At 73.0% G+C, this 21,526-nt stretch carries 19 protein-coding genes; 2 read left to right on the top strand and 17 right to left on the bottom strand.

From position 1 onward, the window contains the following. Positions 1–304 precede the first annotated feature (304 nt). From ACLQ2U_RS16895 to ACLQ2U_RS16870, 6 genes are read right to left on the bottom strand one after another with little or no spacing between them, the layout of a single operon-like run. Positions 305–1,642, bottom strand: coding sequence for a glutamate mutase L (locus tag ACLQ2U_RS16895; RefSeq protein WP_425751601.1), 1,338 nt, complete (start codon positions 1,640–1,642; stop codon positions 305–307). Then, positions 1,639–2,031: a hotdog domain-containing protein gene (locus ACLQ2U_RS16890; RefSeq protein ID WP_425751600.1), complete on the bottom strand. Its 393-nt coding sequence runs from the start codon at positions 2,029–2,031 to the stop codon at positions 1,639–1,641. The genes ACLQ2U_RS16895 and ACLQ2U_RS16890 overlap by 4 nt, the downstream gene beginning before the upstream one ends. Then, positions 2,028–2,789, bottom strand: a complete 762-nt coding sequence (locus tag ACLQ2U_RS16885) for an OAM dimerization domain-containing protein (RefSeq protein WP_425751599.1) — start codon at positions 2,787–2,789, stop codon at positions 2,028–2,030. Before ACLQ2U_RS16885 ends, ACLQ2U_RS16890 begins: the two co-directional genes overlap by 4 nt. Continuing rightward, positions 2,786–4,348, bottom strand: coding sequence for a lysine 5,6-aminomutase subunit alpha (locus ACLQ2U_RS16880; protein ID WP_425751598.1), 1,563 nt, complete (start codon positions 4,346–4,348; stop codon positions 2,786–2,788). The genes ACLQ2U_RS16885 and ACLQ2U_RS16880 overlap by 4 nt, the downstream gene beginning before the upstream one ends. Then, complete coding sequence (locus ACLQ2U_RS16875) at positions 4,345–5,910, bottom strand: amidohydrolase (RefSeq protein WP_425751597.1); 1,566 nt, start codon at positions 5,908–5,910, stop codon at positions 4,345–4,347. The genes ACLQ2U_RS16880 and ACLQ2U_RS16875 overlap by 4 nt, the downstream gene beginning before the upstream one ends. Before the next feature lie 5 nt (positions 5,911–5,915). Next, positions 5,916–6,965, bottom strand: coding sequence for a zinc-binding alcohol dehydrogenase (locus tag ACLQ2U_RS16870; protein ID WP_425751655.1), 1,050 nt, complete (start codon positions 6,963–6,965; stop codon positions 5,916–5,918). Between the two features lie 156 nt (positions 6,966–7,121). Between ACLQ2U_RS16870 and ACLQ2U_RS16865 the strand changes: the two genes are divergently transcribed. Beyond that, complete coding sequence (locus ACLQ2U_RS16865; RefSeq protein WP_425751596.1) at positions 7,122–8,528, top strand: KamA family radical SAM protein; 1,407 nt, start codon at positions 7,122–7,124, stop codon at positions 8,526–8,528. A gap of 195 nt (positions 8,529–8,723) precedes the next feature. On the opposite strand, the gene ACLQ2U_RS16860 is transcribed toward ACLQ2U_RS16865, so the two are convergent. The 4 genes from ACLQ2U_RS16860 to ACLQ2U_RS16845 form a co-directional block, all read right to left on the bottom strand. Further along, the gene (locus ACLQ2U_RS16860) at positions 8,724–9,059 is read right to left on the bottom strand and encodes a YnfA family protein (protein ID WP_425751595.1); all 336 of its coding nucleotides are present in this window, start codon (positions 9,057–9,059) and stop codon (positions 8,724–8,726) included. Positions 9,060–9,120: 61 nt separating this feature from the next. After that, the gene (locus ACLQ2U_RS16855) at positions 9,121–9,300 is read right to left on the bottom strand and encodes a CsbD family protein (RefSeq protein ID WP_425751594.1); all 180 of its coding nucleotides are present in this window, start codon (positions 9,298–9,300) and stop codon (positions 9,121–9,123) included. Positions 9,301–9,581: 281 nt separating this feature from the next. Next, entirely contained in the window at positions 9,582–9,980 is a 399-nt protein-coding gene (locus ACLQ2U_RS16850) for a PIN domain-containing protein (RefSeq protein ID WP_425751593.1), read from the bottom strand. After that, positions 9,977–10,288 carry a hypothetical protein gene (locus ACLQ2U_RS16845; protein WP_425751592.1) on the bottom strand — a complete coding sequence of 104 codons (312 nt, stop codon included), beginning with the start codon at positions 10,286–10,288 and terminating at the stop codon, positions 9,977–9,979. The genes ACLQ2U_RS16850 and ACLQ2U_RS16845 overlap by 4 nt, the downstream gene beginning before the upstream one ends. 134 nt (positions 10,289–10,422) lie before the next feature. Between ACLQ2U_RS16845 and ACLQ2U_RS16840 the strand changes: the two genes are divergently transcribed. Then, positions 10,423–10,989: a histidine phosphatase family protein gene (locus ACLQ2U_RS16840; RefSeq protein ID WP_425751591.1), complete on the top strand. Its 567-nt coding sequence runs from the start codon at positions 10,423–10,425 to the stop codon at positions 10,987–10,989. Between the two features lie 8 nt (positions 10,990–10,997). Here ACLQ2U_RS16840 and ACLQ2U_RS16835 read toward each other — a convergent pair whose 3' ends face one another. The 7 genes from ACLQ2U_RS16835 to ACLQ2U_RS16805 all read right to left on the bottom strand — a co-directional run bounded on the left by ACLQ2U_RS16835 (position 10,998) and on the right by ACLQ2U_RS16805 (position 21,444). Continuing rightward, positions 10,998–11,480, bottom strand: coding sequence for an Lrp/AsnC family transcriptional regulator (locus ACLQ2U_RS16835; protein ID WP_425751590.1), 483 nt, complete (start codon positions 11,478–11,480; stop codon positions 10,998–11,000). 59 nt (positions 11,481–11,539) lie between these two features. Continuing rightward, entirely contained in the window at positions 11,540–11,755 is a 216-nt protein-coding gene (locus ACLQ2U_RS16830; RefSeq protein WP_425751589.1) for a DUF433 domain-containing protein, read from the bottom strand. A 168-nt stretch (positions 11,756–11,923) separates the two neighbouring features. Next, positions 11,924–13,066, bottom strand: coding sequence for an acyl-CoA dehydrogenase family protein (locus ACLQ2U_RS16825; RefSeq protein WP_425751588.1), 1,143 nt, complete (start codon positions 13,064–13,066; stop codon positions 11,924–11,926). Further along, a complete protein-coding gene (locus ACLQ2U_RS16820) occupies positions 13,063–14,178 on the bottom strand; it encodes a M24 family metallopeptidase (protein WP_425751587.1) in 1,116 nt (371 codons plus the stop codon). The genes ACLQ2U_RS16825 and ACLQ2U_RS16820 overlap by 4 nt, the downstream gene beginning before the upstream one ends. A gap of 54 nt (positions 14,179–14,232) precedes the next feature. Beyond that, on the bottom strand, positions 14,233–15,696 hold the full coding sequence (locus ACLQ2U_RS16815; protein ID WP_425751586.1) for a hypothetical protein: 1,464 nt from the start codon (positions 15,694–15,696) through the stop codon (positions 14,233–14,235). Positions 15,697–15,822: 126 nt separating this feature from the next. Next, a complete protein-coding gene (locus ACLQ2U_RS16810) occupies positions 15,823–20,334 on the bottom strand; it encodes a HAMP domain-containing protein (protein WP_425751585.1) in 4,512 nt (1,503 codons plus the stop codon). A gap of 216 nt (positions 20,335–20,550) precedes the next feature. Next, on the bottom strand, positions 20,551–21,444 hold the full coding sequence (locus tag ACLQ2U_RS16805) for a winged helix-turn-helix transcriptional regulator (RefSeq protein WP_425751584.1): 894 nt from the start codon (positions 21,442–21,444) through the stop codon (positions 20,551–20,553). Positions 21,445–21,526 lie beyond the last annotated feature (82 nt).

Here is a 21,526-nt window from a genome sequence, read left to right as displayed (position 1 = left end):
TCGGACCGACCGGACGTGGACTGGCTGCCCCCGCCTGGCCGTTGTCTACTGGCCGTGCCTCTCACCCCTGCCCGTACACCGGTAACCGCGACCGGTTCGCGCCGCCCCGCCGACCCCCGCCCGCTGGACCTGGCCGCCGCGACGAACGTGCACCGTGTCGCTCGGCCAGCGGACGAAGGGACGAAGCGAACAACAGCCGCTTCCCGTGGTAGGACTCAAAGACGGTACGGCCTGAACCCCCGGCGCTGTCAACCCGCCCCCGGCCAGTCGTGTCTTGCGCCACGGCGTGTCGCGTCGGCGCGTCTCAATCCGAGGCGAGGTGCCGGCGCAGCAACGCCCGCGCGGCCTGCGGATGGTCCGCGGCGAGCAGCCCGCCGGCGGCCAGCACGTAGTCGACGTCGATGACCGCCCGGGCGGCGCGGGGCAGCGGCCACCCGCCGGCGTGGTCGCCGAGCACCGCGGCGAGCACCCCGGCGGCGTCCGCGGCGGGCGCGTGACGCAGCACACCGCCGGAGCCCACCACCAGCCGCACGTCCCGCAGGTCCCGGCCGGCGCGTTCCCCGGTGGCGACGCCGCGGGCGTGCCGGCGCAGCGCCACCGTCGCGGCGAGCGCGGCGATCCGCGCATCGTCGGCCCGGTCGGCGTCGGTGCCGGCGAGGAACCCCGGGTCGGCGGCCCGCACCGTCGCCGCCTGTTCGAGGGTGTCCTGCTCCCCCGGGGTGAGCAGGCGTTCCTCGGCGGCGGCGCGGACCACGCCGGGGGCGCTCCACCGCATGCCCAGGTCGCCCTCCACGGTACGGGCCCGCCACAGCGTCCCGGCGACCTCCCGGCCCGGGCCGGTGGCCCGCTCGTCGGGGGTGAGCACCGAGTACACGTCGGTGGTGGCGCCGCCCACGTCGACCACGGCGAGGTCCCCGCCGAGGGTGTCGGCGAGGACCTCCACCCCGGTCAGCACCGCGTCGGGGGTGGCCGCGCGCACCAGGTGGGCGAAGCGGGTGCCCCGGGAGAGCCGTTTGCCGCCGATGACGTGCCGCAGGAACACCTCCCGGATCGCCGCCCGCGCCGAGGCGGGGGCGAGAACCCCGATGCGGGGCAGCACGTTGTCGGCGACCGTCACCGGCACCCGCGCCCCGGCGAGCAGCGCGTGCAGGTCGTCGCGGACGTCGACGTTGCCGGCGAGCACCACGGGCACCCGCCAGCGGGCCCGGGCCAGTCGGGTGGCGTTGTGGGTGAGCGTGTCGGCGTCCCCGCCGTCGGTGCCTCCGACGAGCAGCACCACATCGGGGCGGGCGGCGCGCAACGCGGCCAGTTCGGCGGCGCCGAGCCGGCCGGCGGCCACGTGCACCACGTTCGCACCCGCCGACAGGCCGACCCGCCGACCGGCCTGCGCGGTCACCAGGGGCTCGTAGCCGATCACCGCCAGCCGCAGCCCACCGCCGGCCGACGAGCAGACGTACCAGCGCACGTCGCGGACGCCGAGGCCGGCGGTGGCCGCCGTGACGGCGGCGTCCAGGCCGTGCAGCACGTCGGTGCCGACCGTGGTCGGCGCCGACCCGGCCGCGACCAGCCGGCCGCCGTCGAGGTCCACCACCGCGGCCTTGGTGTACGTGGACCCGACGTCGGCGCAGACGGCGAGGCTCACGCCGTCGGGGGTACGACCACGGTGCCGGTCGCGGTGACCGCCACGATCGGCGTGTCCAGGACCTCCGCGGCGGACTCGCCCTTGTCGGGGCGGCCCCGGCACACCACCCGGGCCTCGAAGTCGATGGTGCGGCTGCGGGTGCCCACCCGGGTCACCGTGGCCACCACCTCGAGGACGTCCCCCGCCTTCATCGGCGCCCTGAACTGCACGTCCGAGTAGGAGGCGAACAGCCCCTCGTCGCCGTCGGTGCGGATGCACACCTCGGTGGCGACGTCCCCGAACAGCCCCAGCGCGTACGCCCCGTCGACCAGGTTCCCCGCGTAGTGGGCGTGCGAGTACGGCACGTACCGCCGGTGGGTGACGGTCAGACCGACCCGGGAATCACTCATGCCTTCGCCTTCTTGTTCGTGATCAACGCGTGCACCAGGTAGCTGGCCACCTCGCCGGGGGTGGTGCCCCGGCCGAAGATCCGGTCCACGCCCAGCTCGTCGGTCATCGCCTCGTCGAACCGCGGCCCGCCGACGATCAGCAGTGGCCGCCTGCCCGCCGGCATCGCCTCGCGGAACGCGGCGGACATCTCCCGGGTGTTGTGCAGGTGCGCGTCGCGCTGGGTGACCACCTGCGACACCAGCACCGCGTCGGCCTTCTCCTGCCGGGCCGCCTCCACCAGCTCGGGGACGCTGACCTGCGCGCCCAGGTTGGTGACCTTCAGCTCCCGGTAGTACTCCAGGCCCTTCTCCCCGGCGATGCCCTTGACGTTGAGGATCGCGTCGATGCCCACGGTGTGCGCGTCGGTGCCGATGCACGCCCCGACCACGGACAGCTTGCGCCGCAACCGCTGCTTCACCACCGCGTTGGCCTCCTTGGCCGACAGCAGCGGGAAGTCGCGCTCCACCACCTGCACCTGGGAGAGGTCCACCAGATGGTTCACCCGCCCGTACACGACGAAGAAGGTGAAGCCGTCGCTCATCGGCTTGGCGTGCACCAGCATCGCCGGGTCGATGCCCATCTTGTTGGCCAGCTGGATCGCCGCGCCCTCGGCCCGCTTGTCGTGCGGCACCGGCAGCGTGAACGACACCTGCACCATGCCATCGCCGGTGGTGTCCCCGTACGGCCGGACGATCTTCTTCTCGGCCGCGGCGGTCACGCGGGGCCCCCTTCCAGGATGTCGGTGGCCGGGTTGTAGTAGTCGGCCTCGTGGGCGGCGACCCCGGCCAGGCCCTTGCCCCGGTCCGCGGGCCGCTTCATGATCCCGAAGGTGCCCTCGGCGATCGCGGTCAGCAGCGACTGGTCACCGATGCGTTCGAGCAGGTCGACCGCCTCGGACAGCACCCGGTTGGCGCGCTGCTGGATGAACCCGCCCGGCGCCGGCACGAAGTCCTCGTGCAGCCCACCGGCCGCGCCGAGCACGTAGCGGACGTTCTGCAGGGCGACGTCCCGGTCCGACAGCCACGGCGTCACCACCGCCTCGGTCATCATGCCGACCAGCAGGATGCTCTGCCCGGTCATGGTGCCCACCAGGTTGAAGAACCCGTCGAGCAGGTTGCCGCGGAACACGTCGCCGGTCATGTGCTTCGTCGGCGGCATCCACTTCAGCGGCGCGTCCGGGAACAGCTCCCGGGCCAGCAGCGCGTGCGCCAACTCCAGCCGGAACGACTCCGGCACGTCCGGGTTGATCTCGAACGCGTGCCCCAGCCCCAGCTGCCAGTCCGCTAGCCCCGCCTCGTGCGCGAAGTACTCGTTGAGCAGCTGCGACACCGTCACCGTGTGCGCCTCGTCCACCGCGTCGGCGGTGGTGAGGTAGTTGTCCTCACCGGTGTTGATGATGATCCCCGCCCGGGCGTGCACCTGCCGGGAGAACCGCTGGTCCACGAACGTACGGATCGGGTTGATGTCGCGGAACAGGATCCCGTACATCGAGTCGTTGAGCATCATGTCCAGGCGTTCCAGCCCGGCCAGGGTGGCCATCTCCGGCATGCACAGCCCCGACGCGTAGTTCGTCAGCCGCACGTACCGGCCCAGTTCCTTCGACGTCTCGTCCAGCGCAGCCCGCATCAGCCGGAAGTTCTCCTGGGTGGCGTACGTGCCGGCGAAACCCTCCCGGGTCGCCCCCTCCGGCACGTAGTCCAGCAGCGACTGCCCGGTGGAACGGATCACCGCGATCACGTCCGCGCCGGCCCGCGCCGCCGCCTGCGCCTGCGGGATGTCCTCGTAGATGTCCCCGGTCGCCACGATCAGGTAGATCCACGGCCGCTGCTTCGGATCCCCGTACCGCTTCACCAGGCGGTCCCGTTCGGCCCGCCGCCGGTCGATGGCCCGCACACCCGCACCGACGGCCCTGCGCGCCGCCCTGCGCGCGGCGGTGGCCGCCTTACCGGACGGCACCTCGAAGCGCACCGACCCGGCGGCCGCCTTCTGCGCCAGCAGCGTCACGTCGGTGATCTGCTCCCGGGCCAGCGCGTCGAACACCGGCGCCGCCACCCCGTGCCCCAGGCCGGTGTCGGCGACCACCGCGTCCACCAGGCGGTTCACCCACGGAATGCCGTCCGGGTCCGCGCCGGTCACCCCGGCCAACCGCAGCACCGCCCGCTCCACCGACACGGTGGTGTGGCTGCGCGCCAGATCCACCACCGGCCGCCCGGCGCGACGCGCCAACTCCCGCGCCCGGGACATCAGCACCGGATCCAGGTCAAGCTTGCCTGTCACGAAGACCCTTCCTCATAGATCACCTCACCGCGCAGCACCGTACGCCGGCACACCGGCAACGGCGTGGGATCCTGCGGACCCCGCTGCTCCGGGTCTTCCGCCAACAGCACCGGCAGACCCCGTTCCGCCCCGGCCGGCGTCGACCACACCGCGAACGTCGCCGGCGCGCCCAACGCGATGACACCCTCGTTGTCCAGGTGCACCGCCCGCCACCCGCCGCGGGTGTGCGCGGCGAACGCCGCTCGCACACTCATCCGCTGCATCGGGTTGTGATGCGCCGCCGCCGCCCGCACCGACCCCCACGGGTCCGGCGGCGTCACCGGCGAATCCGACCCGAACGCCAACGCCACCCCGACGCCGTGCATCGACCCCATCGGGTTCGACTCCAACGACCGGTCCAGCCCCAGGCGCGACTCGTACATCCGGCCCGCGCCACCCCACAGCCGGTCGAACGCCGGCTGCATGCTCGCCACGATCCCGTACTCCACGAACCCGGCGATCAGCCGCTTGCTCATGATCTCCGCGTGCTCCACCCGGTGCCGGGCCGCCCGCACCCGGTCGGTGCCGAGCTTCGCCGCCGCCGCCGCGAACCCGTCCAGCACGGTGGAGATCGCCGCGTCACCGATGGCGTGGAAGCCGCCCTGCATGCCGTGCGCCGCGCAGTCCAACAGGTGGTCGCGCACCTGGTCGGCGGAGAGGTAGCCGTGCCCGCAACCGTCCCCGTCGAGGTAGTCCCGCGACACGTGCGCCGTGCGCGAGCCCAACGCCCCGTCGGCGAACAGATCCCCGCCGGCACCCACCGCGCCCAGCTCCCGGGCCCGCGCCGCACCGGACAGCTCACCCCAGTAGCCGTACACCTCCGGCAGACCCGCACCGGAGATGCCCAGCAGACCGGTGAAGTCCTCCTCGTCGGAGATCTCCGGACCACCGCACTCGTGCACCGCCGCGACCCCCAGCGTCGCCGCGTGCGCCAGCGCCACCCGCTGCGCGGCGATCCGCTGCGACCGGGTCACCGATCCCTGCGCCGCCGCCCGCACCACGTGGTGCGCGTCACGCCGCAACCACCCCGACGCGTCGTAGCCCGGCGCAGCCGCCGCCTCCGGGCAGGCCGCCAGCAACGCCGCCGACACCAGCGCCGAGTGGATCGACGCCTGCGACAGGTACACCCGCCGCCCGCCCGCGGCCCGGTCCAACGCCGCCGCGTCCGGCAGCGCCTGATCCGCCCAACCCGACTCGTCCCAACCGTGCCCCAGCACCACCGCGTCGCCCGGCAACCCGGCCGCGAACGCGGCCACCGCGTCCAGCAACTCCCCCGCCGACCGCACCCCGGACAGGTCCAGCCCCGACAACGCCAGCCCGGTGTCCGTGGCGTGCACGTGTGCGTCCACGAACGCCGGCGTCACCAGCGCCCCGTCCAGCTCCACCACCCGGTCGGCCGCCGGCGCGTCCGCGTAGGCGCCCAACCAGGCGATCCGACCGTCACGCACCAGCAGCGCCGTCGCGGTCGGCTCCGCCGGACAGTGCAACATTCCGCCGCGGTACAACGTCGAGGGGTTCGTCATGGGTCTCAGTCTGCCGTCAACCGGGACTCGAAGAGACCACGGACCCCCGGCTCCGAACGCAGCAGACCCAACGCCAGCTCCGCGTGCCCCGGCACGTACCCGTTGCCCACCAGCATCGTCACGTCCGCCGCCAGGCCCTCCGCGCCCAACGCCGCCGCCGCGAAACTCGTCGCCATCGAGAAGAAGATCACCGTACCGCCGTCCGCGGTGGCCAGCACCGCCCCATGCTCGCAGCCCGGCACGTCCACGCAGACCACCGTCACGTCCGCCGGCATCCCCAACGCCGAGGTCACCGCCGTCGACAGCGCCACCGGATCCCGGGCGTCGGCCAACGCGACCACCGACGCCAGGCCGGCGGCCTCCAGCGCGTCGCGCTCCGCCGCCACCGGCACCACCCCGACGGTACGACCCGCGCCCGCCCGCCGCGCCGCGGCCAGCGACAGCGACCCGCTCTTACCCGCGCCGCCGATCACCGCCACGCTCACCGGCGTCGGGTCACCGGCCCGCTGCCGCCGCTGCACCTGCTCGGCGACCACCCGCGCGGTCAGCGCCGGCGCCCCGCACACGTCCAGCACCGCCAGGGACAGCTCCGGGTGCAGGTCCGCCGGCAGCACCGCCGCGATCGACCGGGCGAACAGGATGGCGTACCCGTCGCACGGCACCTGCTCGCTGCGCCCGTCCCAGCGGGCCAGCCCGTCGAGGATGGTCAGCGGGGTCAGCGTCAGCGACACCAGCGTGGCGACCCGGTCGCCCGCCTTCAGCTCCAGCGGGGAGCGGCGGCCGACCTCCTCCACGGTGCCGATCAGCATGCCGCCCGACCCGGTCACCGGGTTCTGCATCTTGCCCCGGGTGGAGACGATCTCCAGCACCTCGGCGCGGACCTTCTCCCCGTCACCGCCGTGCTTCTCCCACAGCTGCCGGAAGCTCGCCGCGTCCAGGTTGAGCCGCTCCACCCGGATGCGCACCTCGTTCGCCGCGATCCGCGGGTCGGCGTCCAGCCGCCACGCCGCCTGCGGCAGCACCCCCGCCGGTTCCACAACGCGGTGCAGACCCACCGGTGACGTCACGCCGACCTCCCCCTGTCCAGCCGCCCGAAGCCCTGGCTAGGACTCGCGTCGCGGGAAAACTTACGGCAGACTAGTTTCTTCACCGGATATTTTCCAGTAGCCTTCGGATCTGCTGATCATCCACGCCACGCTCGAGGAGGGGCCGTGACCCAGACCCAACCGGTTGAGACCATCCCTCAACCCCGTCACGCCCCGGTCGCCGTGCCGACCGTCGGGCAGCCGTACGAATACCGCCGCAGCCCCCTGGTCGAACCCGACTGGACCCGCTTCCCCGGCTGGCGCCACATCACCCGCGACCAGTGGGAAAGCGCCCAGTGGCAGCGCGTCAACTGCGTCAAGAACATCAAGCAGCTGCGCACCGTCCTCGGCGACCTCGTCGACGAGACCTTCTACGACGACCTCGTGGCCGACCAGAGCGCGCTGGCCACCATGTCCATGCTGGTGCCGCCGCAGATGCTCAACACGATGGTCCCGTTCGCGCCGATGACCACCGAGGCGTTCCTCGCCGACCCGATCCGGCGCTACATGATCCCTGTCGCCTCCGACCGGCGCACCGACTGGCCGTCCCACCCGTACGCCAGCCGCGACTCGCTGCACGAGCACGACATGTGGGTCGCCGAAGGCCTCACCCACCGCTACCCCACCAAGGTCCTCGCCGAACTGCTCTCCACCTGCCCGCAGTACTGCGGCCACTGCACCCGGATGGACCTGGTCGGCAACTCCACCCCCGCCGTCGACAAGCTCAAGCTCACCCTCAAGCCCGTCGACCGCTACGACGCCCACATCGCCTACCTCAAGGCCCACCCCGGCGTCCGCGACGTGGTCGTCTCCGGTGGCGACGTGGCCAACGTGCCGTGGAAGAACCTCGAGTCGTACCTGATGCGACTGCTCGAGCTCGAAACCGTCCGCGACATCCGGCTCGCCACCAAGGCCCTGATGGGCCTGCCCCAGCACTGGCTCCAGCCCGACGTCGTCGAGGGCCTGGAGCGGGTCGCCCGCACCGCCTCCCGGCAGGGCGTGAACCTCGCCATCCACACCCACGTCAACCACGCCCAGTCAATCACCCCGCTGGTCGCGAAGGCCGCCCAGACCGCCCTCGACGTCGGCGTCCGCGACGTCCGCAACCAGGGCGTACTCATGCGCGGCGTCAACGCCACCGCCCCCGACCTGCTCGACCTCTGCTTCGCCCTGCAGGGCGAGGCGGGCATCCTGCCGTACTACTTCTACATGTGCGACATGATCCCCAACGCCGAACACTGGCGGGTCCCGGTCTGGCACGCCCAGCAGCTCCAGCACGACATCATGGGCTACCTGCCCGGCTACGCCACCCCGCGGATCGTCTGCGACGTGCCCTTCGTCGGCAAGCGCTGGGTGCACATGCTCACCGAGTACGACCGCGAGCGCGGCATCTCGTACTGGACCAAGAACTACCGCACCTCCATCGAGTCGGCCGACCTGGAAGCGCTCAACAAGCGCTACGCCTACTACGACCCGATCGACACCCTGCCCGAGTCCGGCCAGCAGTGGTGGGCCGCGCACCGCACCGACTGACCCGACCCACCATCGCCCGGCACCCTCGACGGGGTGCCGGGCGATGCGTCGTCCAGCCCACCGGAACCCGCCGAGCCGGTCCATCCAGGTGCAGCGTTCGTCGTCGGTCACGGTCGATGCGGGAACCGCTTGTTGCGCCGGATGCTGCGCCCGGAGCCCTTGTTGCTCGTCGTCACCGCGTTTTCGGGGCAGGGCTCAGGCGTCGCGCGGGGCGTACATGATGACGGCGACGCCGAGCAGGCAGATCGCCGCGCCGGCCAGGTCCCACCGGTCCGGGCGGAAGCCGTCCGCCAGCACACCCCAGGCGAGCGACCCGGCGACGAACACCCCGCCGTACGCGGCGAGGATCCGGCCGAAGTTCGGGTCCGGCTGGAACGTGGCGACGAAGCCGTACGCGCCGAGGGCGAGCACCCCGGCCGCGATCCACCACAGGCCGCGGTGCTCCCGCCAGCCCTGCCAGACCAGCCACGCGCCGCCGATCTCGGCGAGCGCGGCGAGCACGAACAGCAGCAGGGAACGGGCTACCAGCATGCCGGAACGGTAGACGAGCGGCCCCCGGGGAATCCCCGGGGGCCGCTCGACACGCCCGCGGTCAGCGCATCGCGCCCTTCACCTCGCCGCCGGCCTCCTTGGCCTGCTGGGCGCGCGCCGCGCTCTGCTCGTTGGCGCCCTCGGCCCGCATCCGCTCGTTGTCGGTGACGTCGCCGATCCGCTCCTTGGCAACGCCGGTCAGCTCCTGGGCCTTGCTCTTCGCCTTGTCGGTGAAGCTCATGTCGCCTCCTGTCGCTCCGGCGGTTCGGGGCCTGCCGCCCCGCTCCCCCTGCGTCCCCGGTCACCGAGCGCCGAAACCGGGCCCTGCCCGGCCGGCGGCCTGCTGGTGTGGGATGGCGCGTCACACCTCGTAGGGCACCCTAGGACGCTAGGGTGAGTCGATCGGGCTCGGCCGGGCGACCTCACCGGGCTGCCGCAGTGCCCGACCGGCGATCCTGCCGGGCACCACGCACACCTCGATCCCGCAGCGGGCCGAGTGGCTGGCCCCGAGTTCCTGGACGCCTAGCCCGGTATCCGGATCACCGGTAGGTCACCGTCGCCGTACCGGGGTTCGCCGGTCAGGATCGGCGCGTCGTGCTCCAGGCAGGCCAGCACCGTGGTGGCCAGGTCGGCGCGGCCGGTGAAGCCGCGCCAGTAGGCCAGTTCCTGCCAGGCCTCCCCCGCGGTCGGCAGCACCGCGCAGGCGGCCAGGGCGAGCAGCCGGTGCAGCGCGGCGCGGTCCTTCGGGTCATTCACCACCGCCAGGGTCTCGGCGGCGGTCACGGCGGTCACCCCGAACCGCACCCCGTCGGCGATCACCTCGTGCAGCGGCTCCCCGACGTGCACCGATCCGGCCAGGTAGGCCAGCAGCGCGGACCTGTCCAACACCAGCCGCACCGGCAGGCCGTCCCCCGCGGTCACGCGGCCGGCGCCTGCGCGGTGCCGGCGACGTCGTCGTCCCGGACCGCGCGGCGCACGCGGTCGCGCACGGCCTCGTAGCGCTCCGACGGCCACGCCGCGTCCACCGCGGCGCGCGTCGCCCTCGCCCGGGCCACCCCCTCGTCGGTGACCTGGATTCCCTGGTGGGCCAGCTCGGCGGCCAGCGCCTCCCGGCGCATCAGCGCCCGGGCGGCGTCCACCAGATAGGCGCTGGCGTTGGGTTCGCGTTCCAGCCGCTCCGCCACGTCCGGCGGGACGGAGATCGACAGTTTCCTCACCGACCCGGTCATACCCGGGAGGATACTCCGGTAGCACCCACTTCCTCGCGGCGCGACACACGTCACACCCTCTAGAGCGTCCTAGGATATTAGGTGGATGGCTCTGCGAGCCGGCCGGCGCCACCCGGGCCTGGTTGACTGGGGACATGAGCGAGATCGTCCTGATCCGGCACGGCGAGACCACCTGGAGTGCCAGCCACCGGCACACGTCGTACACCGATCTGGAGCTCACCCCCGACGGCGAGCGACAGGCCCGGGCGCTCGCCGGGGTGCTGCTCGGCCGGCGGTTCGTCAAGGTGATCTCCAGCCCCCGGGTCCGGGCGCTGCGCACCGCGCAGCTGGCCGGCCTCACCGTGGACGCCACCGACGACGACCTGGCCGAGTGGAACTACGGCGCGTACGAGGGTCGGACCACCGTGGACATCCACTCCGACCGTGCGGACTGGAACATCTGGACCGACGGCTGCCCCGGCGGGGAGTCCCCCGAGCAGGTGGGCGAGCGGGTCGACCTGCTGCTGGCCCGCGTCACCCCCCTGCTGGAGCGGGGCAGCGTCGGCCTGGTCGGGCACGCGCACAGCCTGCGGGTGGTGGGCGCCCGGTGGATCGGCCTGCCCCCGTCGGGCGGCGGCAAGCTGCGGCTGGACACGGCCACGGTGAGCGTGCTCGGCTACGAGCACGGCCGGGAGGTCATCCTCCGCTGGAACGGCGGCTGAGCCGTACCTCAGGAGTCGCCGTTGCGGGCGCGGCGGGCCGGTTCGCCGACGCCGACCTTCGGCGGCCGCCCCTCGTACGGGGTGGACAGCACCACCGTGGTGCGGGTGGTGACGTTCGCGGCGGTGCGGATCTCCTGCAGCACCCGCTCCAGGTCGGCCGGGCCGGCGACCCGCACCAGCAGCAGGTAGAAGTCCTCCCCCGCCACCGAGTAGCAGGAGTCGATCTCGGGCAGGTGGGCGAGCCGCTCCGGGGCGTCGTCGGGCTGCGACGGGTCGAACGGGCGGATCGCCACGAACGCGGTCAGCGGCAGGTCCAGCGCCTCGAACGACACCCGGGCCGTGTACCCGCTGATCACGCCGCGCTGCTCCAGCCGACGGACCCGCTGGTGCACCGCGGAGACCGACAGCCCGACCTTCTCGGCCAGATCGGTGTACGACAGCCGGCCGTCAGCGGTCAGCGCGGCGACGATGGCCCGGTCGATCTCCTCCACGGCACGCAACCTACCTGGTGAAGCGCTTCCTGGCGACGACCGGTCGCCGAGCGTGACGCTCAGCGGGCCGACCGGTCGCGCACCGCATCCGCGGCGAAGTTCAACACCTCGGCCATGTCCTCCTCGTCGAGGAAGGGCAGGTCGGTGAGGATGTCCGTGACGGACATCCCCTCCGCCATCATCGCCAGCAGGGTCGCCACCGGGATCCGGGACTGCCGGACGCACGGCGCGCCGCCCATGACCTGGGGGTCGATGGTGATCCGCGGGAATGCCACCGGGACAGGCTAGTGCGATGTCCACTAGTTCGCCGGGTTGGTCGTCAGGGGAAAAGGGTCGGTTGGCCCGCGGAGGCCCGCCCCACCACCCGTGGGGAGTCGCTCGCCTACGACGGCGAGGATCCACAACGCCCACCGGAAACCCGGTGAACGTCAGTGGACACCGCACTAGCCCTTTGCCAGCGCCCGGGAGATCACCAGCCGCTGGATCTGGTTGGTGCCCTCGACGATCTGCAGCACCTTCGCCTCCCGCATGTACCGCTCCACCGGGTGGTCGGCGACGTAGCCGGCGCCGCCGAGCACCTGCACCGCGTCGGTGGTCACCCGCATCGCCATGTCGGTGGCGAAGAGCTTCGCCTTCGCCGCCTCGATCGAGTACGGCCGGCCGGCGTCGCGCAGCCGGGCGGCGGAGAGGGTGAGCGCCCGGGCGGCGGAGATCTGGGTGGCCAGGTCGGCCAGGTTGAAGCCGAGCCCCTGGAAGTCGATGATGGCCCGGCCGAACTGCTGGCGCTCCCTGGCGTAGCCGACCGCGTAGTCCAGCGCCGCCTGGGCCAGCCCGACCGCGCAGGCGGCGATGCCGAGCCGTCCGGAGTCCAGAGCGGACATGGCGATGGTGAAGCCCATCCCTTCGCCGCCGATCAGCCGGTCGGCCGGCACCCGGGCGTCGTCGAAGGCGATCTGCGCCACCGGGGAGGCGTGCAGCCCCATGGTCCGCTCGGCCGCCTGCGGGACGATGCCGGGCGTGCCCCGGTCGGCCAGCAGGCAGGAGATGCCCTTGGGGCCGGGCTCGCCGGTGCGGCAGAAGATGTTGTAGAAGTCGGCGACCCGGGCATGGGTGATCCACGCCTTGGTGCCGGTGACCACGTACGCGTCGCCGGCGCGGACCGCCTTCGTGGTCAGCGACGCGGCGTCCGAGCCACCCTGCGGCTCGGAGAGGCAGTACGCCCCGAGCAGCTCCCCGCCGACCATGTCGGGCAGCAGTTTGCGCTGCTCGGCGGTGCCGAACTGGGCGACCGGGTAGCAGGACAGAGTGTGCACGCTGACCGCCTCGGCGACGGCGAGCCAGCGGCTGGCCAGGATCTCCAGCACCTGGAGGTAGACCTCGTACGGCTGGGCGGCGCCGCCGTGCTCCTCCGCGTACGGCAGGCCGAGCAGGCCGGCCCGGCCGAGGGTGCGCAGCACCTCCCGGGGGAACTCGGCGCGCTCCTCGAAGCCGGCGGCCTTCGGGGCGAGCTCGCGGTCGGCGAGTTCGGTGGCGAGGTCCAGCAGGTCGTGGGCCTCGTCGGTGGGGAGGATCCGGTCGACAGTCATAGCGCGATGAGCTCCGTGGGGGTGGTGTTGAGCCGTACCACGCCGTCCGTTGTGCAGACGACGATGTCCTCGATGCGGGCGCCGTGCCGCCCGGCGAGATAGATACCCGGTTCGATGGAGAACGCCATGCCGGGTTCCAGCGGCCGGGGGTTGCCGGCGACGACGTACGGCTCCTCGTGCCCGTCCAGGCCGATGCCATGGCCGGTGCGGTGCAGGAACGCGTCGCCGTACCCGGCGACGGTGATCGGCTCGCGGGCGGCCGCGTCGACCGCCTCGGCGGTGACGCCGGGCCGGACCGCGGCGACGGCGGCGCGCTGCGCCGCGTGCAGCACTGCGTAGTAGTCGGTGAACTCGGCCGGGGGCGGCCCGCCCGCCACGTAGGTGCGGGTGGAGTCGGAGCAGTAGCCCGACGGCATGGTGCCACCGATGTCGACGACGACCGGCTCGCCGGCGCCGATCGGCCGGTCGGAGGTGCCGTGGTGGGGGCTGGCGCCGTTCGGGCCGGCGGCGACGATGACGAAGTCCACGGTCGCGTGGCCGGCGGCACGGATGGCCGCGGCGATGTCGGTGGCCACCTCGGCCTCGGTGCGCCCCGGGCGCAGCCACTCGCCCATCCGGGCGTGCACCGCGTCGATCGCCGCGCCCGCCTCCGCGAGGCCGGCGACCTCGGCCGGGGACTTGCGGATGCGCAGCTCCCGCAGCACCTCCCCGGCCAGCCGCTGGGTGGCCTCGGGCAGCACGGCGCGCAGGGCGAGGACCTGCTCGGCCCACATCCGGTCGGCCAGCCCGACCGAGGCGACGGGTCCGCCGAGGGCGGCGGTGACCAGCGGGTACGGGTCGACGCCGTCGGCGTGGTCGACGATGCGGACGCCGGTGGCCGGGGCGGGCGACGCCTCGGCGGCCGGGCGTTCCAGGGTGGGGACGATCAGCGTCGGCTCGCCCTCGGCGGGGAGCACCAGGCAGGTCAGCCGCTCCCCCGCGTGCGCGTGGTAGCCGGTCAGGTAGCGCAGGTCGGAGCCGGGAGTCAGCAGCAACGCGTCCAGGCCGGCGGCGGCGGTGGCGCGCTGCGCGGCGGCCAGCCGGTCCGGCGGGTACAGCTCCTCGGTTCCCACCCCGCCAGCTTAACGGTCGTTTGGTCGGGGACCTACTCCGGTTCGCGGGGCCGGTCAGGCCCGGGCGCCGCCGAGGCCGAGCAGGACGGCCAGCCCCAGGGCGCTGCGCGGCGCGTACGGCACCCGCCAGAGCCCGCCGTGCGCCGCGGCGTACGCCTCGTCCTGCCACGGGTGCGCCAGCGCCGGGCCGTCGGTGCGCAGGTCGTGCACCAGGAGCGCGGCCATCAGGGTGTTGCTGGTCGCCGGCTCGAACACCTCGATGCCGAACCGGTGGGCGCCGGCGTACGCGGCGGCGAGCGCCCGGTTGCGCAGCACCGAGCGGGTGCGGGTCGGCGGGGCGACCGTGAACGACACCGTCGAGCCGGCGTCCCGGGCCACCGTGGCCCGCCACCGCTGCAGCCGCTTCGCGAGGGCGTAGTTCGGGCCCTGCTGCGGGACCAGGCTGTCGTTGATGCCGGGATCGGCGCCGGGCGGATAGTTGCGGTGCAGCAGCCGGCCCCCGGAGACGACGCGCAGTGACCGGCGCGCCCACCCACGTGCCGCGTAGCCCCGCTCGGCGTGCCGCACCGCCTCGGCCGGGACGGCGAAGACGTCGGTGGGGGTGGCGAGAAAGGCGAGTGCGACGTCGTCGCGGTGCTGCTGCAGGTGACCGGTGAGCGCGTCGACCGCCATGGCGACCCGCACGTTGGTCGCCCCGTCGGCGTACACGTAGTTGCCGAGCACCAGCCGGCCGTCGATGCCGCGCAGCCAGTCGGCGACCTGCGGCAGGCGGTGCAGCAGGTCGGCGCCCGCGCGGGAGGCCAGCGCGTGGTCGTCGTCGGCGGCGGTGCCGGGCCGTACCGGCAGCCGGAGGCGGCCGCCGTGGCGACGGGCGGTCTGCAGCACCCGCCGCCAGAGTTCCGGTCGCGGCAGGTCGACCGCCACGACGTCGCCGCCCCAGCGCAGCAGGGACGGCAGCGGGCCCATCTCCGCGCCCGCGCCGAGCACGACGACCCGCTGGTCGCGCAGGTCGAGCCAGTCCGGGTTGGCGAGGACCGCGCCGACCGCCTCGGCGCAGGACGGCTCGACGACCCCGGCGGTGACCCAGGCGTCGAGTCGGCGGCGCAGGTCGTCGCCGCGCAGCCGCTGGCCCCGGTAGGGCAGCGAGAATTCCCGCTCGACCGGCCCGCCGCCGGTGACCGTCGCCGTCTCCAGGGCCGCGTGAGCGGTGGCGGTCGTGAAGGCCTCGTCCAGCCCGGTCTCGCGGCCGTCGTCACCGACCACGGTCATCCGGGCGTGCAGCGAGGCGAGCCCGTCCCGGGCGATGCTCAGGGCGGCGTCGCGGGAGAGCAGCCCCGCCTCGACCAGCCGGCGGAAGTGTCCCAGGTAGCCGTGCCGCCAGTTGGTCTCGTGCTCCGCCGAGCGCGCACCGACCGGATCGACGGCGCGCAGCGCGTCGGCGACGACCGCGCGCCCGAGCGCGCTCGTGCTGCGCCCCTCGCCGGTACGGGGGAACACCACCCCGGTCGGTCCCTCCACGGCCACTGCCCCTTCCCTCGGTGGCGCCGGAGGCGTCCCGACGCGGATGCCACTCTGCCCCATGCCGGCGTGACCTGCAGGGCGGGCCGGTGGCCGCGCTGCGGGCGGCGCACCGGCGGCCCGGATTCAGCTGCTCAGCCAGCGGTGGATGCAGTGCAGCAGGTCGTCGGCGTCGACCGGCTTGGTGACGTAGTCGCTGGCGCCGGAGGAGATGCTCTTCTCCCGGTCGCCGCGCATGGCCTTGGCGGTGACGGCGATGATGGGCAGCTCGGCGTAGCGGGGCATGGCGCGGATCGCGGCGGTCGCGGCGTACCCGTCCATCTCCGGCATCATCACGTCCATCAACACAAGGTCGATGTCGTTGTGGCGGATCAGCGTCTCGACGCCCGTGCGGCCGTTCTCCGCGTAGAAGACGTCGATGCCGTGCAGCTCGAGGATGTTGGTCAGGGCGAAGACGTTGCGGGCGTCGTCGTCGACGACGAGGACCTTGCGACCGGCCAGCGCCCCGGCGAACGGGTCGCCGGCGAGCGCGTGGTCGGCGGCCGGTGGGGTCAGCGGCACGACCCGATCAGGGCTGTCCGCCGACAGGTGCAGGGCGATGCGCTCGCGCAGGTCGTCCAGGCTGCGCAGCACCTCCAGCGGCCGGTCCTTGGCCAGCGCCTGCAGCAGGGTTTCCTGGCCGGCGGTCAACGGCTGCCCGTGGTAGGCCAGCACGGGCAGGCCGCGCAGGCCCGGGTCGTCATCCAGCGCCTTGAGCAGGGCGGTACCGCCGTCGGTGGACACGTCGAGGTGCAGGACGAGCAGGTGGTGACGGTGCGCGGTGAGGGCCTCGACCGCCGACGCGGTGTCCACCGCGGTGGACACGTTCACCGCGTGCTCCGCCGGCCCCGCGGCGACGCCCTGGGCGAGCATGGTGAGCAGGCCCTTGTCGTGGCGTTCCAGCACCAGCAGGCGCCGCCGGTCGGTCCGCCGGTGGCCGTCCGCCTCGGCCGGCCCCGCCGGGTGCCCGGCCGCCAGGACCGGCGCGGTGTCGGCGACGAACGGGCCGACCGCGGAGGCCGGCAGGTACAGGGTGAAGGTGCTGCCCTGACCCAGGACGCTCTGCGCGGTGATCTGACCGCCCAGCAGGTGGGCGATCTCCCGGCTGATGGACAGGCCGAGGCCGGTGCCGCCGTACCGACGGCTGGTGGTGCCGTCGGCCTGCTGGAAGGCGTCGAAGACGGCGGTCAGGTGCTGCTCGGCGATGCCGATCCCGGTGTCGATCACCCGGAACGCGATGACGCTCTCCACGGGCTCGACGCCGCCGGGCAGCTCGTCCGGCCGGGCCCGCTCGATGCGCAGCTGCACCTTGCCCTTCTCGGTGAACTTGACCGCGTTCGAGACCAGGTTGCGCAGCACCTGGCGCAGCCGCTGCTCATCGGTATGCAGCGCGGTGGGGACGTCCGGGCCGGTGACGATGTCCAGTTCCAGGCCGCGGGGCGTGGTCAACGGACGGAAGGTCGCGTCGACGTAGTCCCGCAGGACCGACAGGTCGAACGCCTCGGGGTTGATGTCCATCTTGCCGGCCTCGACCTTCGACAGGTCGAGAATGTCGTTGATGAGCTGCAACAGGTCGGTGCCGGCGGAGTGGATGACCGTGGCGTACTCGACCTGCTTGCTGGTCAGGTTTCGGTTCGGGTTCTGCGCCAGCAACTGGGCGAGGATGAGCAGCGAGTTCAGCGGCGTACGCAGCTCGTGGCTCATGTTGGCGAGGAACTCCGACTTGTACTTCGAGGCGAGCGCGAGCTGCTGGGCGCGGGCCTCCAGCTCCTGGCGGGCCTGCTCGATCTCGGAGTTCTTCGTCTCGATGTCGTGGTTCTGCCGCGCCAGCAGCGCCGCCTTGTCCTCCAGCTCGGCATTGGAACGCTGCAACTCCTCCGACCGGGCCTGCAGTTCCTCCGACCGGGCCTGCAACTCGGCCGCGAGGCGCTGGGACTCGGTGAGCAGCACGTCGGTGCGGGCGTTGGCGACGATGGTGTTGACGTTGACGCCGATGGTCTCGGTGAGCTGGTCGAGGAAGTCGCGCTGGATATCGGTGAAGCGGCTCATGCTGGCCAGCTCGATGACGCCGAGGACCTGGTCCTCGAAGAGGATCGGCAGCACCACGAGGTGCAGCGGGGCGGCGGCGCCCAGGCTGGAGGAGACGGTGACGTAGTCGGCCGGCACCGCCTCGACCACGATCGCCCGCTTGCTCACCGCCGCCTGACCCACCAGCGAGTCGCCGAGGGCGTACCGGCGGCGGGTGGCGTCGTGGCCGTAGCCGCCGACGACCCGCAGCGCGGTCCCGGTGCCGGTGTCGTCGACCAGCAGGAAGGTGCCGAGCTGTGCGGACACCAGGGGTGCCAGTTCGTTCATCACCAGGCCGGCGACGACGTCGAGGTCGCGGTGACCCTGCATGAGGCCGGAGATGCGGGCCAGGTTGGTCTTGAGCCAGTCCTGTTCCTGGTTGGTGCGGGTGGTCTCGCGCAGCGACTCCACCATCGAGTTGATGTTGTCCTTCAGCTCGCCGACCTCGCCGGGGGCGTCCACGGTGATGGACCGGGTCAGGTCGCCGGTGGCGACGGCGCTGGTCACCTCAGCGATCGCGCGTACCTGGCGGGTGAGGTTGCCGGCCAGCTCGTTGACGTTCTCGGTGAGCCGCTTCCACGTACCGGAGACGCCCTCGACCTCGGCCTGGCCGCCGAGGCGGCCCTCGCTGCCCACCTCCCGGGCGACGCGGGTGACCTCGGCCGCGAAGCTGGAGAGCTGGTCGACCATCGTGTTGATGGTGGTCTTCAGTTCGAGGATCTCGCCGCGCGCGTCGACGTCGATCTTCTTGGTCAGGTCGCCCTGCGCCACGGCGGTGGTGACCTGGGCGATGTTGCGCACCTGGCCGGTCAGGTTGTTCGCCATCGAGTTGACGTTGTCGGTCAGGTCCTTCCAGGTGCCGGCCACGTTGGGCACCCGGGCCTGGCCACCGAGGCGCCCCTCGGTGCCCACCTCGCGCGCCACCCGGGTCACCTCGTCGGCGAACGCGCCGAGCGTGCCGACCATCGTGTTGATGGTCTGGGCGAGCACCGCCACCTCACCCTTGGCCTCCACGGTGATCTGCCGGCTCAGGTCGCCCTGAGCGACGGCGGTGGCGACCAGCGCGATCGAGCGCACCTGGTTGGTGAGGTTGTTCGCCATCTCGTTGACGTTGTCGGTCAGGTCCTTCCAGGTGCCGCCGACGTTGGAGACCCGGGCCTGGCCACCGAGGCGCCCCTCGGTGCCCACCTCGCGCGCCACCCGGGTCACCTCGTCGGCGAACGCGGAGAGCTGGTCGACCATCGTGTTGATGGTCTCCTTGAGCGCCAGGATCTCACCGCGGGCGTCGACCCGGATCTTCTGTGTCAGGTCACCCTTGGCGACGGCGGTGGTCACCTCGGCGATGCTGCGCACCTGGGCGGTGAGGTTGTCCGCCATGACGTTGACCGACTCGGTGAGGTCCTTCCAGGTGCCGGAGACACCCTTGACGTCGGCCTGGCCGCCGAGGCGGCCCTCGGTGCCCACCTCCCGGGCGACGCGGGTGACCTCGTCGGCGAACGAGGACAGCTGGTCCACCATCGTGTTGATGGTGTTCTTCAGCTCCAGGATCTCCCCGTGCGCGGTGACGGTGATCTTCTGCGACAGGTCGCCCCGGGCGACGGCGGTGGCGACCTGGGCGATGCTGCGGACCTGGTCGGTCAGGTTGCCGGCCATCGAGTTCACCGAGTCGGTGAGGTCCCGCCAGGTGCCGGCCACGCCGCTGACCTGGGCCTGACCGCCGAGCCTCCCGTCGGTGCCCACCTCCCGGGCCACCCGGGTCACCTCGTCGGCGAACGAGGACAGCTGGTCCACCATCGTGTTGATGGTGCTCTTGAGTTCGAGGATCTCGCCGCGGGCGTCGACGGTGATCTTCTGCGACAGGTCGCCCCGGGCGACCGCGGTGGTGACCTGGGCGATGTTGCGGACCTGGCTGGTCAGGTTGCCGGCCATGAAGTTCACCGAGTCGGTGAGGTCCCGCCAGGTGCCGGCCACGCCGGGCACCTCGGCCTGGCCCCCGAGGCGGCCCTCGCTGCCCACCTCCCGGGCCACCCGGGTCACCTCGTCGGCGAACGAGGACAGCTGGTCCACCATCGTGTTGATGGTGATCTTCAGCTCCAGGATCTCGCCGCGCACGTCGACGGTGATCTTCTGCGACAGGTCACCCCGAGCCACCGCCGTGGCGACCTCGGCGATGTCGCGGACCTGGTCGGTCAGGTTGCCGGCCATGGCGTTCACCGAGTCGGTGAGGTCCTTCCAGGTGCCCGACACCCCGGGCACCTCGGCCTGACCGCCCAGCTGCCCCTCCGTGCCCACCTCCCGGGCCACCCGGGTCACCTCGGAGGTGAACAGCGACAGCTGGTCGACCATGCCGTTGAAGACGGTGGCAATCTCCCCGAGCAGCCCGTCGGCGTCCTCCGGCAGGCGGGTGCCGAAGTCACCGTCGCGCACCGCCGTCAGGCCGGCCAGCAACTGGCGCAGGCCCGGGTCGGCCATCGGAGCGTTCGCGCCCGTCGCCACCTCGCGTCGCCGCGGCACCGTCTGCTCGACCATCATTACCGCCCCATGCGCAGCAGCCGAACGGCAGGAACCGTCCGGCACAACATCAACCGCGCAAGTATGCACATCCGCCAGGGTTCCCGCAGCGGTGCCACTGGCGTGGTGAGCTGGGCGTGCGAGGCGATGCGGCTCGCCCGCGCCGGGCACGAGGACGACGTCGCCCTGCTCGTCGGCCCGTCGTCGGCCCGCCGACCGGCGCGGCCCGCAGCGGGATCAGTGCGGCGGGCGCGGCGCGCTCTGCCGCCGCAGCAGGTCGAGCATCTCGTCCACCGAGCCGGCCGGGTCGGTGACCGGGAACTGCACCGCGCGCACCACCGCCGCCGGGTCGACCAGCAGGGTGAGTCGCTTGAACCGGTCCATCCCGCCGGCGCGGAAGGTCGGCAGGAGCAGCCCCGCGGCGAGGCGTCCATCCTGGTCGGACAGGAGCGGGTACGGCAGCCGGGCGTGGTCGGCGAACGCGGCGAGCTGGTCGGGGCGCTGGGTGCTGATCCCGCGTACCTCGGCGCCGGCCGCGCGGAAGAGGTGGTGGCGGGCGGCGTACGTCATCGACTCGAGGGTGCACCCGACGGCGCCGGGGATGTCGCCCCAGCCGGGCGGAAGTCCCTGGCCGCCGGGGGCGAACGCGCCCGGGAAGAGGTGGAGCACGCTCCACCGGCCGGGCACGGCCGGTGGCTCCGCGCCGCCGTCGTGGCGGCGCATGGTGAGCGCGGGCAGCCGCCGGCCGACGAGGTGCTGGACCCGGCGGGCCTCGGCGGAGGCGGCGTCGGCGGTGGCGGTGAGGTCGCCGTCGCCCATCACGTGCCGGGTGCCCCAGTCCTGCAGGGCGACCAGCACCGGCAGCAGGCCCTCGCCCTTGGCGGTGAGCAGGTAGTCGAAGCGCGGCGGGTGGTGCGAATACGCCTCGCGACGCAGCACCCCGTGCGCGACCAGCGCGGTCAGTCGCTCGGTGAGCGCCCGGCGGCTGACGCCGAGCTCACGTTGCAGCGCGTCGAAGCGGGTGGTGCCGCCGGCGATGTCGCGGACGATCAGGAACGTCCACCAGTCGCCGAGGACGCCGACGGCCTGGGCGATGCCGCAGTCGGCGTCGGCGAGCTCGGACCGCCGCACATCCCACCCCCAAACCCAATCGACACCACGACTATAGTCCGTTCCAGATTGGAACTCACTGGCTCGCGGACGGGGGTTGGCG

It is taken from the genome of Micromonospora sp. DT47, from assembly GCF_049844475.1.
In the GTDB taxonomy this organism is placed as follows: Bacteria; Actinomycetota; Actinomycetes; order Mycobacteriales; family Micromonosporaceae; genus Micromonospora.
The sequence above is the reverse complement of the archived record's forward strand: the minus strand, read 5'-3'. Positions and strand labels throughout refer to the sequence as shown.

What these genes read in the sequence shown, in the direction of transcription:
- ACLQ2U_RS16890 (WP_425751600.1), bottom strand. Translation starts at nt 2,031, where the DNA reads ATGAGTGATTCCCGGGTCGGTCTGACCGTCACCCACCGGCGGTACGTG.
- ACLQ2U_RS16875 (WP_425751597.1), bottom strand. Translation starts at nt 5,910, where the DNA reads ATGACGAACCCCTCGACGTTGTACCGCGGCGGAATGTTGCACTGTCCG.
- ACLQ2U_RS16860 (WP_425751595.1), bottom strand. Translation starts at nt 9,059, where the DNA reads ATGCTGGTAGCCCGTTCCCTGCTGCTGTTCGTGCTCGCCGCGCTCGCC.
- ACLQ2U_RS16855 (WP_425751594.1), bottom strand. Translation starts at nt 9,300, where the DNA reads ATGAGCTTCACCGACAAGGCGAAGAGCAAGGCCCAGGAGCTGACCGGC.
- ACLQ2U_RS16845 (WP_425751592.1), bottom strand. Translation starts at nt 10,288, where the DNA reads ATGACCGGGTCGGTGAGGAAACTGTCGATCTCCGTCCCGCCGGACGTG.
- ACLQ2U_RS16840 (WP_425751591.1), top strand. Translation starts at nt 10,423, where the DNA reads ATGAGCGAGATCGTCCTGATCCGGCACGGCGAGACCACCTGGAGTGCC.
- ACLQ2U_RS16825 (WP_425751588.1), bottom strand. Translation starts at nt 13,066, where the DNA reads ATGACTGTCGACCGGATCCTCCCCACCGACGAGGCCCACGACCTGCTG.
- ACLQ2U_RS16810 (WP_425751585.1), bottom strand. Translation starts at nt 20,334, where the DNA reads ATGATGGTCGAGCAGACGGTGCCGCGGCGACGCGAGGTGGCGACGGGC.